This window comes from Micromonospora sp. NPDC050200 (assembly GCF_040656135.1).
GTDB lineage: Bacteria > Actinomycetota > Actinomycetes > Mycobacteriales > Micromonosporaceae > Micromonospora.
This window is the reverse complement of sequence record NZ_JBFALG010000009.1, coordinates 76,358-88,659: the sequence shown is the minus strand read 5'-3', so window position 1 is coordinate 88,659 and position 12,302 is coordinate 76,358. Positions and strand designations below refer to the sequence as shown.

12 protein-coding genes are annotated in these 12,302 nt (G+C 69.5%); 4 read left to right on the top strand and 8 right to left on the bottom strand.

Annotated elements, in window-relative coordinates:
* The first annotated feature begins 73 nt into the window (after nucleotides 1–73).
* Both AB0I41_RS08840 and AB0I41_RS08835 read left to right on the top strand, forming a co-directional pair.
* Nucleotides 74–310: a transposase family protein gene (locus tag AB0I41_RS08840; protein ID WP_357103730.1), complete on the top strand. Its 237-nt coding sequence runs from the start codon at nucleotides 74–76 to the stop codon at nucleotides 308–310.
* A 259-nt stretch (nucleotides 311–569) separates the two neighbouring features.
* The gene (locus AB0I41_RS08835; RefSeq protein WP_357103727.1) at nucleotides 570–707 is read left to right on the top strand and encodes a hypothetical protein; all 138 of its coding nucleotides are present in this window, start codon (nucleotides 570–572) and stop codon (nucleotides 705–707) included.
* A 153-nt stretch (nucleotides 708–860) separates the two neighbouring features.
* Here AB0I41_RS08835 and AB0I41_RS08830 read toward each other — a convergent pair whose 3' ends face one another.
* From AB0I41_RS08830 to AB0I41_RS08810, 5 genes are all read right to left on the bottom strand, one after another.
* Nucleotides 861–1,415 carry an ATP/GTP-binding protein gene (locus AB0I41_RS08830; protein ID WP_357103724.1) on the bottom strand — a complete coding sequence of 185 codons (555 nt, stop codon included), beginning with the start codon at nucleotides 1,413–1,415 and terminating at the stop codon, nucleotides 861–863.
* 18 nt (nucleotides 1,416–1,433) lie between these two features.
* Nucleotides 1,434–1,796: a DUF742 domain-containing protein gene (locus AB0I41_RS08825; RefSeq protein ID WP_357103722.1), complete on the bottom strand. Its 363-nt coding sequence runs from the start codon at nucleotides 1,794–1,796 to the stop codon at nucleotides 1,434–1,436.
* A complete protein-coding gene (locus tag AB0I41_RS08820) occupies nucleotides 1,789–2,220 on the bottom strand; it encodes a roadblock/LC7 domain-containing protein (protein ID WP_357103719.1) in 432 nt (143 codons plus the stop codon). The genes AB0I41_RS08825 and AB0I41_RS08820 overlap by 8 nt, the downstream gene beginning before the upstream one ends.
* Nucleotides 2,217–4,586, bottom strand: coding sequence for a nitrate- and nitrite sensing domain-containing protein (locus tag AB0I41_RS08815; RefSeq protein ID WP_357103716.1), 2,370 nt, complete (start codon nucleotides 4,584–4,586; stop codon nucleotides 2,217–2,219). Before AB0I41_RS08815 ends, AB0I41_RS08820 begins: the two co-directional genes overlap by 4 nt.
* 419 nt (nucleotides 4,587–5,005) lie before the next feature.
* Entirely contained in the window at nucleotides 5,006–6,433 is a 1,428-nt protein-coding gene (locus AB0I41_RS08810) for a hypothetical protein (RefSeq protein WP_357103713.1), read from the bottom strand.
* A 761-nt stretch (nucleotides 6,434–7,194) separates the two neighbouring features.
* On the opposite strand from AB0I41_RS08810, the gene AB0I41_RS08805 reads away from it, so the two are divergent.
* Together AB0I41_RS08805 and AB0I41_RS08800 are read left to right on the top strand one after the other, a co-directional pair.
* Entirely contained in the window at nucleotides 7,195–7,674 is a 480-nt protein-coding gene (locus AB0I41_RS08805) for an anthrone oxygenase family protein (protein ID WP_357103710.1), read from the top strand.
* A 202-nt stretch (nucleotides 7,675–7,876) separates the two neighbouring features.
* Nucleotides 7,877–8,959, top strand: coding sequence for an NAD-dependent epimerase/dehydratase family protein (locus AB0I41_RS08800; RefSeq protein ID WP_357103707.1), 1,083 nt, complete (start codon nucleotides 7,877–7,879; stop codon nucleotides 8,957–8,959).
* 93 nt (nucleotides 8,960–9,052) lie between these two features.
* Here AB0I41_RS08800 and AB0I41_RS08795 read toward each other — a convergent pair whose 3' ends face one another.
* The 3 genes from AB0I41_RS08795 to AB0I41_RS08785 all read right to left on the bottom strand — a co-directional run bounded on the left by AB0I41_RS08795 (nucleotide 9,053) and on the right by AB0I41_RS08785 (nucleotide 12,264).
* On the bottom strand, nucleotides 9,053–10,237 hold the full coding sequence (locus tag AB0I41_RS08795) for a GNAT family N-acetyltransferase (protein ID WP_357103704.1): 1,185 nt from the start codon (nucleotides 10,235–10,237) through the stop codon (nucleotides 9,053–9,055).
* 50 nt (nucleotides 10,238–10,287) lie between these two features.
* The gene (locus AB0I41_RS08790; RefSeq protein ID WP_357103702.1) at nucleotides 10,288–11,007 is read right to left on the bottom strand and encodes a protein phosphatase 2C domain-containing protein; all 720 of its coding nucleotides are present in this window, start codon (nucleotides 11,005–11,007) and stop codon (nucleotides 10,288–10,290) included.
* Nucleotides 11,008–11,070: 63 nt separating this feature from the next.
* Nucleotides 11,071–12,264 (bottom strand): transposase, encoded by a 1,194-nt coding sequence (locus AB0I41_RS08785; protein ID WP_357103700.1) that lies wholly within the window; start codon nucleotides 12,262–12,264, stop codon nucleotides 11,071–11,073.
* Nucleotides 12,265–12,302 lie beyond the last annotated feature (38 nt).

Below are 12,302 nucleotides of genomic sequence, written 5' to 3'. Positions count from 1 at the left end.
GCGTCGCTGTCATCGCTGATCGCCCCGGTCTGTGACCAGGCTGGTACGCCCAGGAGGCCGGTCCAGGTGGGGTATGTCGGGCCAGCGGGTGCTGCTGGCTGCGTTGGCGCAGGTGCCGGACCCGCGGGATCGGCGCGGGGTGCGCCATCCGGCGCCGGCGGTGTTGGCGTTGGCGGTCGTGGCGGTGTTGGCCGGTAGCCGCTCGTTCTACGCGATCGGGCAGTGGATCGCCGGAGCGGGCCAGAGGAACCCTCAAGGCTGTTGGTGCCCGCCGGGATCCGGGCACCCGCCGCCATCTGGGCCCGGATGAGAAGACCGCGCGCAGCTTGTGCGCCCGTGTCGACGCCGACGCGCGTTGGATACGGCGCTGGGTAGGTGGGTGGCCCGTCGGGCGTTGCTGGCCGCGCGGCCAGGGCACGAACCAAACGCGAGCCACCGAAGGGGGCCCGGGCCCGCCGGCGGGCCAAGCCCGCCGGTCACCGCCTGGACCGGGACCGGGGCCGGCACGAACTGCGCACCATTCAGGTGCTGCCCACCCCGGCCGGGCTGCGTTTCCCGCACGTCGGGCAGTGTTCCTCATCGAGCGGACCGTGACCGAGAAGGGCAAGACCAGCTACCAGGCGATGCTCGCGGCGCTACGTCACCACGCCCGCAAAGACCGCCGAGTCCTCAAACACCTGGGCCTGCCGATCAGCAAGAACAGGTAGGGCGCCGACTTCGCCGTGCCCGTGCCGTCGAGGCGTACGTCAGGGAGGCCGCGGGATAGCGGAGACATCCTCGATTCGTTCGCTTGCTCGGGCTGGCTGATGCGTCGCGCCGACGCGCAGCCAGCCGCTAGCCCCGAAGCCGCTCCGTCAGGATCAGCCTGCGATCGGCAGGCGGGACAGGGCGTGCCGAACCAGTTCGATCAGTGCCTGCTTGCAGGACGTGCGATCACGGGCGTCGCACCATAGCAACGGGACGGCAGGGTTCAGGCGCAAGGCCGTCCGAATCTCCTCATCGCTGTATAGACATTGACCGAAGAACCGGTTGACGGCGACGACGAAGGGGATTTCGCGCCGCTCGAAGTAGTCGATGGCGGAGAAGCTGGTGTCCAGCCTTCTGGTGTCGATCAGCACGATCGCGCCCACGGCACCCTGCGAGAGCTCGTCCCAGATGAACCAGAATCGGTCTTGGCCGGGGGTGCCGAACAGGTAAAGCACGACGTCGGAATCGATGGTAATGCGTCCGAAGTCCAGTGCCACCGTCGTGTTGGTCTTCTCTTCCACGCCCGTCACGTCGTCGACGCCGACGCTGGCCTGGGTCAGGACCTCCTCGGTGGTCAATGGCGGAATCTCGCTGACCGTTCCGACCAGGGTGGTCTTGCCGGTGCCGAATCCGCCAGCCACAACGATCTTGACCGATTTTGGATCCACGTTATCAGTTCCTCTTGTCTATAGCCTCTGGAGGCCAGCGAGCACGCTTTCCAGCAGTCCGCGATCCGCGATCTTCTGCTGCGCCGGAGATCCGATTGCCAGAAACCCCTGCTCGAGAAGAACATCAACCATGACTTTGGTAATTGTGAGCGGGCGATGCAGGTAGGCGCCGATCTCAGCTATTGACATCCAGTTGCGGCACTGGTGGACGATCTCCAGGTATTCCGGCTCCAAGCCGATCGGATCAAGGGGCAGGGCGATGACCTGGGTCGCCAGATCCAAGGTGCTGTTTCGCGGACTCGTACGGCCGTTGACAAGAACGTACAGGGGCACGAATCGGCCGGCCACGGCCTCGTCGTCGCCGTCCCACATGTCATGCATGGCCCGCCCCTGACTGGCCACTGGACGATGCGGTGGTGCGCGTCTCGGAGCCGAGGTATCTACCGATACGGGTCACCATGCGGCTCATCTCGAACGCGACGGTGCCCATGTCGACGGACTGCTCGCACAGCACTGCCAGGCGGGCGTTTTGCCCGGCCGCAGCGACGAACATGGTGCGATCCTGGTATTCGATGATGACCTGCTGCACCGATCCACTGCGGAAGCGCCGGCCCATACCCGCTGCGACACTGTGCAGGGAGGACGCACCGGCAGCCAGGAGCTCCGCGGCATCCTGCGGGAGGGACGTCGACTTCTGGACGACCAGACCGTCGGTGGACAACACGAGTGCATAGACAACGTCGGGAACCTCAATGAGTTCGTCGAGGATCCACGTCAGATCGCCGTGTGATGCCGAGTTGGTCACGCTTTCCCACCCTGCTCGTCTCTGGTCTTAGGTTGATCGTCGCTGGCTGCCTGACCGGCGGCCCAGGATCGTTGATACCGCGCGAACCGCTCCCGAGCATCCTCAGGACGCTGCGCGGGCCGCGCAGCCTTCCCTGCCTCATCGTGTACCGAGTCGTCATCGCGCAGCCCGGGCGCGAGGTGCTCCTGGGGCTGCCGGAGCGGGAGGGCAGGGCGGGCGCCGGCCCGTGGTCCGGCAGCGCCGGTGCCCGTCACGCCAGGAACGGAGGTTTCCGGCTGTCGAAGAGTGCCGGCACTGGTGTTTTGTTGGTGGTTTCTCACTGTCCCGCCCGCCCTGTCATGCCGTCGGTCTTGCTTGCCGGCGGAGCTGGGTGGTGCCTGAACTGAGCCCCGCGAGACGACCGCAACCCCTGCCGCAGGCATGGTGGCGGTTTCCGTCTTCCTTTGGTCACCGTTGCGCGTCACCGTCGTGGCCAGCGCGGGCTGCTGGGCCGTCTCCGTGCCATCCGTGCTGGGCTCGGCAATGACGAGGCGGTCGGGTAGAAGCACGATCGCCAACAGCCCTCCATAAGCCGAGGTGCGCAGGCTCACCTGGATGCCGTCGCGCTTGGCCAGCTCCGCCACCACGTGCAGACCGACCTGCGCACCGTCCTTCAGCGCCGTGACGTCCGGCGCGGGGGCGGTGGCCAGCAGCTCGTTCGCGCCTTCCAGAGCATCCGACGCCATCCCGACGCCGGCGTCCTCGATTTCCACGGCGATGCCGTGCTTGGCCTCGTTGCAGGTAACCCACACCGTCGATCCGGGAGGGGAGAAGGCGAGGGCGTTGTCCAACAACTCGGCCAGCAGGTGCACCGTGCCTGCGACGGCCTGCCCCACCAGCGCCACATCAGGCGCCTTGCGCAGGGTGATCCGCTGGTAATGCTGTGCCTCGCCGAAGGCGGCCAAGAGCACCCGGCGCATCGGCACGGGGTTCTGGAAGCGCCGGCCGATCTGGCCACCGGCAAGGATGATGAGGTTCTCCAGGAAGCGCCGGGTCTGCGAGAGTTGATGATTGATGTCGAACAGCTGCGTCAGCAGTTGTTCGTCGCCGACGCGGTCTTGCAGGTCCTCGATGACCCGCAGACCGTGCTGAAGTGGGCGCTGCGGGCGGCGCGCGACGCCCATGAGCATCGCGACACCAGCGGCCCGGGTCTTTGCCTCGTCGATAGCCGCGCCCGCTGCGGCCTGCAGCGACCTTCTGATGACATCCGCCACCTGTCCGATCTCGTCGCTTCCGTAGTCCTGCATTGGAAGATCGACGGTGGCGTCCACTTTTTCGCGTCGGCGCAGGCGCTCCATCAGTGCCGGCAGCTGCTGATCCACCACTGCGGTGGCATCCTTGCCGAGCTGCGCCAGGCGGACGGACAGCGCCCGGTCCACCAAGACCTGCGACTGGCGAATGGCCCATACGATCGCGGTGACCGCGATGAGTAGCGCAAGGAGGCTGCCGAGCGTGGCGGTCCACAGCTGGTTGTTGCCGGTGCGCAAGGTCTGGGCCGACACCTTGTCGGCTTGCTGGATGGTCAGATCGACCAGATCGGCGGACACCTGACGGGTAAGGGCCTCCCAGCGAGTCCTGTCGATTCTTACCCCGCGTGGTGGACCGTCACGCCACGTGCCGCCAGCGATGAGGGTGTTCTCCGCAGCGATGAGGTCCTTCCAGTGGGTGCTCCCGGTAAGGTCCTCGTAGCGCTTGCGCGCGTCGGGGTGCAGATTTGGCGCGATGTTGGTCAGGCTGGCGTGATAGGCACCCACCAGGTTCGCGAACTCGAGATAGTCCTGCTGCTTCAGGCCGCCCAGCGCGAAAGCCCCATCGATGATCGATCCGGTTCGGGACATCAGGTCGCTGACTCGGAAAGCCTCGGTAGCCGTGATTCCGCCCTGGGCCGCCGTGACGTCGGGAACTATTCGGGCCTGGGTATCGAAAAGGCTGGTCGCGGAATCGAGCAAGTTGTTGTAGAAGTCGTAGGCGGCCTCGCGGTCGGTCGTGCGGGAATCGATCCTGCTTCGTACGCTCGGAAGCTGGTTCAGATATTCCGTGAACGTCTTCCAACTGGTCGCAATCGACTCCGGCGCATTGGCCAAGGCAGAGTCGGCGGCGGCGCGCATCTCGGACAACCCCTCATCGGTCTGTTGTCGTTGATTAAGCAGCCCTTGGATGCCCGTCGCCGGCCGGGCCAGGTAGGCGATGCTCAGTCGCCGCTCCTGTTGGACCGAGGCGAGTGCGGGAACCGCCGGGATCGACACCTGGCGAACGCCCTTGGCGACCTCCCGGTTGATGAAGCCTTGAAGAACAAGGTACCCGGACGCCACCAGCCACAGGGTCAAGGCGACGACGCTGGGAATAAGCACCAGTCTGATGACCCGTCGCTTGATAGACTGTTCTCGGACATCGCGCCGACGTGACGTGGCCGGCCGATCGTGATCAGCCGAGCCAGGAAGCGTACGTGCGCGGTCGGCCTGTTGATGCGCCAAGTCTTGTCCAATCATGGGCAGCCCGAAGGAACCAGCGGGCGAATACTGCTGGCAACGGCGATGCGTGCGCAACCTTACCGATTGGTGCGCCTCCAGCACTAGCCCACTTGCCCCATCCGGAGCCAAATGGTGTTTCCTGGGCGGTGGACTATCACCTTTCGTGGTCGGCCTGATTCGTATCGTTAACCGGGGTGGGGGTCGGTGCCGGTGTGCTGGTCGGTCGGGTGGGGTGACCAGGGGTGCGCACGCCGTAAGGTGCCCAGGCCCGGCGGCTAGCTGTGCGGTCCGCGGACCACCGAGGCGGCACTGGCGTTCGTGGGAATCGACTGTCGATGGTCACTGCCGGCACCACTGCGGATCGGCCCGGCGTTCTTGCCTGCCGGAGACCGGCGGGCCATCCACAGTGAACGGGCGAGGGCCGCCGGGCGCAGCAGGGCCGACGGCGGGGCGAGCAGGTGCTGGACGTTGATAGCTGTCCGGTGCACCCGGGGCGACACATGACTCGCCAGCATGACCTGTCGCAGGTACCAGTTGAGCTGGTCGGTGCCGGCGGGCTTGGGGCCGGTGGTCTCCGGGTACATGAAGTCGCCGCCGGTTGCCATCTTCCAGGGCGTGTCCACGATTTTGCCGGCAGCCCGATAGTAGGCGCGTGTCATGTTCTCCGAGACCCGACCGAAGCGGTCCAGGCATCGTCCGAGCGCCAGTGCCTCCAGCGTCGCCACCGTCATGCCCTGGCTGTAGACAGGGTTGAAGCTGCATATTGTGTCGCCGAGAGCGACATAACCTGCCAGGGGGCAGCGCAGCCGCTCGAAGTACCGCCGCCGGGCGGCGGGAAACTTACGGGCTCTCCGCTCGCTCACCGGCTCGCACTTCGCGATCAGGTCGGCGATGAAGGGTGCGGGCAGGCCTGCGGCGAAGTCGGCGTATCCCTGCGGATCCAGCGGCGCGTGGTCGCCATGCCAGCCTCCAATCGTGACCACCCAGCGGTCGCCCTCGATCGGGAAGGCCACGCCGGCGCGCTTCTGGTGCGGTGGGGTGCCGGCAATCAGGGTCAGTACCCCACCATCGGGCAGATCACCCCGGCCGCGCCGGAGGAGTTGGGTGGTGTAACCGACGTCGACCTTCACTGTGGCGATCTCCGGTGTCGGCGAGGCCAGCGTCTTCAGCCAGCGGTTCGACTGGCCGCCCCGGCCGGTGGCGTCGACGACGAGATCCGCGGCGATCGGCTCGCCGCCGTCGGTTTCCACGCCCGTGACCCGCCCGGGCACCCCCGTCAGGCCGCTTACCGCCACCCCGCCGCGTAGCTCCACATTGGGTAGCGCGCGTACCCGTTCCCGAATGGCCGACTCCAGGTAGGCCCGGCTGAGGCTGATGCCCAGCATGCCGGTGGCGAATCGGATGCGCGGCGCTCCCATCTGGACAAACAGTGCGTCGGCGCCCGGGTCGAAGGGGACGGCACCGCCCTGGATTAGCTCCTCGGTGAGGCCGGGGAACAGTTCCTCGAGTCCCAGTCGCCCCCCGATGAGCAGTGCGTGGGGATGCATGCCGTGCGGTATGCCGCGGCGCTCGCGAGGTGTTTCCGGTAGCTCGTCGCGGTCGAGGACGGTGACCAGGTCGAATCGCCTGGACAGGGTCGCCGCGGCAGCCAGTCCGCCGATCGAGCCGCCGATGACAACCACGCGTTCGCCGACCATGCCCATGGTTTCTCCTCCTGCCGCTGACCTCGCACAGACGCATGTCGATGTAGCCTATTGTCGCGCAGAAGCTACCTCTTGTAACCGACCAGTTTTTACGTCTTCGGGTGGGCCGCGCGGGAACGAGCACCTCGCCAAGCGGCCGCTCTGCCTCGGGGTGGCCGCGTTTCGCGGCGGTGGCAGCTCCCGACGGGCCTGGCGGGAGCAGCCCCGACCGGCCGATGATCTGGGCCCATCAGGTCGCGCTGGTTCTCGCTGCCGTGCCCGGCGACGGGGCGGCGCCTCTCCCCCTCCGGGGGATCCTGGCCTGAACCTGGCCTTCAGCGTCGAACGAGCAACACAGAACAGCGGCACCCGGCCCCAATGCCAGGAACGCGGCTTCCTCGGCGATGCGGGCCTTCGGCGTGCGCTCGTCATCCCGGCTGGCGCGGGGCGGGTAGTGGGCGCCGATGATCGACGGCCGGGCCGGCCAGGTTGGGTGATAGCCGCGTGGACCACGCGGATCGCGTCGGCGACCGCGACCAGTGGCCCCGTTGGGCGAAGTGGGCCTCGGGCGGTGGTTCGGGGTCGTGGCCGGACGGGTGCGGTGCCTTCGGGCCCGTCGGGTGAGAAGAGCTAGCGGCCCGCCGCGCCAGGCTACGGGCCTCACCCGCCGAGGCGTTCCGGCTTCCGGCCGTACGTCGATGCCCCGTGCCCCAGACGCTCACGCATGCCCCCGAGTCTCTCGACCATGGGCAACAGGGCCACGGCGGGTGAGTCTGGAAGGCATGAGGACGTTCTCGCTCGCCGCCGCCACCGGGGTCACCGGGCTCATGGCGGGGCTGTTCTTCGCGTACTCGTGCTCGGTCATGCCGGGTCTGGCCGCGGTCGACGACCGTACCTTCGTCGGGACCATGCAGTCGATCAACCGGCGGATCCTCAACGGCTGGTTCCTGGCGGCCTTCCTCGGCGCGGCGCTGCTGATCGGTCTGGCGGTGGCGCTGCACCTCACCGTTGGCGGCCGGGTGCTGGCCTGGACGGTGGCGGCGCTCCTGCTCTACGGCGCCATGCTGCTGATCACCATGCGCGTCAACGTGCCGCTCAACGACCGGCTGGCCGCGGCCGGGCCGGTGGACCGGGTCGTCGACCTGGCGGCGGTGCGGGCCAGCTTCGAGGCAAGTTGGGTGCGGTGGAACCTGGCCCGCACGGTCACCAGCGTCGCCGCCTTCGCCTGCCTGGTGGCCGCGCTGGTGTCCCGGCGCGCCTGACGGGGGTGATCGGCGGCGGTGTCCCGAGCTGCGGGCCGAGGAAAGCCGATCAAGCGCCGGGACATCGGGGGCGGGTCTGAACCGGCGGGAGCGGGGAACCGGGACGGGATGAGGACGAGCAGGAGAAGAGCTGGGTACGCCACTCGCCCCGCCCCTGACCGCCCGGGGGTTGGAGTCCGGTTCAACGGGTACGGCAGCCCGCATGCGGATCGTGATCGTGGGCGCCAGCGGCAACGTGGGGACGGCGCTGCTGCGCCGGCTGGGCCGGGAGTCGGGGCTGGAGCTGGTCGGCGTGGCCCGGCGGCTGCCCGGCCCGGACGCCGGTGAGCCGTACGACCGGGTGGAGTGGCACTCCTGCGACGTCGGGGCGCCGGGCGCGGACGGAAAGCTCGCCGCGGTCTTCGCGGGAACCGGCGCGGTCGTGCACCTGGCCTGGCAGATCCAGCCCAGCCACGACCAGCGCACGCTCCACCGGACCAACGTCGGCGGCAGCCGCGCGGTGATCGAGGCCACCGTCCGGGCCGGCGTTCCCGCCCTGGTGTACGCCTCGTCGGTGGGCACCTACGCGCCCGGCCCGAAGGACCACCCGATCAGCGAGCGCTGGCCGGCCACCGGGGTGCCCGGGTCGTCGTACAGCCGGGACAAGGCCGAGGTCGAGTCGATGCTCGACCGCCTCGAATCCGAGCACCCGTCGCTGCGGGTGGTGCGGCTCCGGCCCGGGCTGACCTTCCAGCGGGACGCCGGCACCGAGATCACCCGGTACTTCCTCGGGCCGCTCGCCCCGGTCCGGCTGCTCCGCTTCGGGCGCATCCCGGTCGTACCCACGAACCGCCGGCTGCGGATGCAGGCGGTCCACGCGGACGACGTCGCCGACGCGTACGCGAGGGCGGTCCTGGGTGAGGCGCGCGGCGCCTTCAACGTCGCCGCGGACCCGGTGCTGACCCCGGAGCTGGTGGCCCGGCACTTCAAGGGCTGGACGATCCCGGTGGCCGCCCCGGTGCTGCGCGCCGCCGCCGCGCTGACCTGGCGGTTCCGGCTGCAACCGGTCGACGCCGGCTGGGTGGAGCTGGGCCTGAACGCGCCGCTGATGTCCAGCCAGCGCGCCGAGACCGAGCTCGGCTGGCACCCGAGGGTGGACGCCGTCACCGCCCTGAAGGACCTCTTCGCCGGCATGGCCGCCAGAGCCGGGACGGCCGCCCCGCCCATGTCCAGCGCCCCCGACCTGCCCGGCCGCCCCGCCGGACTCCTCAAGGCCCGCACCCCCGGCCACGGCAACCCCTACTGAGGGCCCGGCGAGGCGGGTCAGCCCAGGCGGAGGAGGTGACCGTGGGTGGGCGCCGAGGAAGAGCGGGTAGCCGGCGAGCGCGGTGACGCCACTTTAGAAGTCGGCGAAGAGGTAGGGGAGGTCGCGGGGGAACAGGCGACGCAGCTCGGCCGCCGCGTCCGGGCCGACCGAGCCCAACCCCCGCACGTCCACCTCGGCCGGGTCGAGCACCCCGTACGCGAGCGCGGAGAGCCCGGCGGCGGTGAGCGTCGCCGACGGCGCCGGGCCGCCCGCGGCCAACTCAAGCTGGCCGGTGGCGCCGTCGAGCAGGTGGGTGCCGGCCAGCCAGCGGTCGCCGACCAGTTCGACCCGGACCCGGCCCGGGCCGGTGGGGAGGCCGGCGAGCGCGTCCAGCGAGAGCAGCCGGGCCATCGGGGCGAGCGAGCCGGACCGGGACACCCGCGCCTCCACGTGCACGGCCAGGTCGGTCAGCCAGAGTTCGGGCAGCTCGTCGGCGGGCACCTGGAGGCTGATCCGGTCGACCTGGTCGACGTGCCGGGCGAGGAACTGCAACAGCAACGCCCGGGCGTACGGGTCGGTGGCGAGCAGGTCGTCGCCGAGCAGTTCGCCGTCGTGGTCGTCGATCCGGTACGTGAGCGCGCCCGTGGTCGTACCGTCGATCCGGGCGGTGACCAGCCAGCGGTCGTCGCGGTCGCGCAGCCCGACGGCGCGGAACTCCGGGAAGATCGCGAAGCCGTGCCGTTCCCGCACGCAGCGTTCGGTGAACGCCCGGTAGCCGGCGTAGCCGGCGCCGATCCGCTCCCAGGTCACCTCGCCGGGCAGCTCGGCCCGGAGCAGCGGGTCCAGGTCGGCGGGGGAGAACCGGACGGTACGCGCCCGGGGCAGCCCGACGTAGCCGAAGCGCTCGTAGAAGCCGGCCCGGAACGGGTGGAGCGCGGTCAGCGGGTGCCCCTCGTCGCGCATCTCGTCGAGGAGTTGGTGCAGCAGCGCCCGCACGTGACCCCGCCGGCGGGCCAGCGGATGGGTGGCCACCCCGGCCACGCCGGCCATCGGCAGCACCCGGCCGCGCAGGTTCTGCCGCATCGGGATGGCGCTCGCCGCCGCCCGGGTCTCCCCGTCCTCCTCGACGATGAGCGTCCGGTTGCCCCTGTTGTACGGCAGGTACCGGTGGAACGCCTCCACCCGCTCCCCGCTCAGCGGGGACGCCTCGAAGGCGTACGCCTGGAGCGGGAAGCTGGTGGTCAGGCGTTCCTCGGCGGCCAGGCGACGGATGAGCATCCGTCCATCCCAACCCGGCCGGCGGTCCTCCGCAACCCGATTGGTCCGGTTCAGGCTTCCGTCAGGTCGGAGACCACCACGGTGACGTTGTCCGGCGCGCCGGCCTGGTGGGCGAGCTTGACCAGCTGCTCGCCGCAGAGCTGCCGGTCGCCGTACGTGGTCAGCGCGGCGTGGATCGCGCCGTCCTCCACGTAGTCGGAGAGGCCGTCGCTGCACAGCAGCAGCCGGTCGCCGACGAACATGGTCAGCAGCCCGATCGCCGGCGGGCCGTCCCCGCCCTGCACCGCGCGGGTCACCAGGGACCGCTGCGGGTGGTGCCGCGCCTGGTCGGGGGAGAGCGCACCCTGGTCGACCAGCGTCTGCACGTAGGTGTCGTCCCGGGTGAGCTGGGTCAGCTCCCCGTCGCGCAGCAGGTAGCAGCGGGAGTCGCCGACCTGGGCGAGGACCAGGGTGTTCCCGGCGAGCAGGCCGGCGGTCAGCGTCGTACCCATGCCGTCGCGGGCCGGGTCGGCGGAGATGGCGGCGCGGATGCGCTGGTTGGCGGTGGCGACGACGGCCCCCAGCGCCTCGGCGGCCTCGTCGGCGACGGTCGGCGGAACCAGCTCGTCCAGGATCCGGATGACGATCTCGCTCGCCAGCTCGCCCGCGGGGAGTCCACCCATGCCGTCCGCCACCGCCACCAGGCGGTCACCGGCGAGGGCGGAGTCCTCGTTGTTGGTGCGGACCAGGCCGACGTCGTTGAGGATGGCCGAGCGGAGGATCAGCGTCATGAGACAAGCTTGCCAAGAACTACCTTGATCCGTCTCTACCCGGTAGTGCGTAGGCTGGCAGAATTAACGCTTCCCCACGGCTGAAAGCCGGGGGATTTCTGGCTCAGACCGCACGGCGCCACCGCCCCGGGGGGTGGTGATCGCGCGTCTTACGTCGTCGGCACCAGCACGGTCACGCTCTACCGTGGCGAGGATTGCCCTCGCGGCGTTCCGGTCGCGACAAGCGGTGTGCCCGCAGCCGTCGCATCGGAAGGTCCTCACGCCCAGTCCGAGGCGTTCCTTGGTTCTCGTACCGCACTCGGAGCAGGTCATCGTGGTGTAGGCGGGCGGGACCAGCACCACCTTCCGGCCCGCCCGCTTGCCACGGTCGATCAGTTCCCGCTTGGCAGCTCCGATCGCAGCGTCTGCGACCTTGCGAGCCATTGTCGTTCTCGTCAGGAACGTCGGCTTGAAGTCCTCCACGGCGATCACGCTGTGGTTGTCCACGACCTTCTTTGCCCACTGGCGGGCGTCGTGGGCGTTCTGCCTGGCCGCCTTCTTGTGCAGCTTGGCGGCCTGCCGCTTGGCCCGCAGGTAGCCCTTGGAGGGCGCGCTGCCTCGGGGGCGGCGCCGGCGGCTCATTCTTCGCTGCACCTTGGCCAGCTCGGCGGCGCACCGCTTGCGGTGGCCGAGGTACGGCAGGTCGTAGGCCGGGTTCGTGGTGGTGGCGGTGGTGGTGACACCCCAATCCACGCCGATCGTCTTGTCAGCGGCCGGCGCCGGAACAACGTCACGCCGAACTACGAACGAGGCGTACCAGTGGCCCAGCGAGTCCCGGTAGACGCGCACGCTGGTCGGGTCCGACGGCAGCTCGCGGGACCAGACCACCCGGATCTCGATGCCACCGGCCAGCCGCAGCCGGCGGTCGCGGATGGTGAACCCGCGCACGGTGTACTCGAGGCTGGGCAGTGTTTCCTTGCGCCGCTTGACCGCCGGCCGTCCGCGGCCCTTTACCTTGTAGGAGTGCCCGAGGGCGAGGGCGTAGGTGCGCAGCGTCTGCTGCTGGGCGACCTGGGACCCGTCCCGCAGCCACCGCGACCGGCTCCGCGCCTCGGTGAGCAGTTTGGACAGCTTGCAGTAGGTGGACTTGCCGCCGGATTTCTGCTGGTGGACGGCTTCGTTCCACAGCCACCGGCACCGACCCCACTCGGACAACAGCGCGGCCACTGCGGTCGCGCCGGGACGCAGCCAATAGGTGTACCGCACAACCTCGTCCACACCAGACACTATACACCACCGTGCTGTATAGTGGCCGA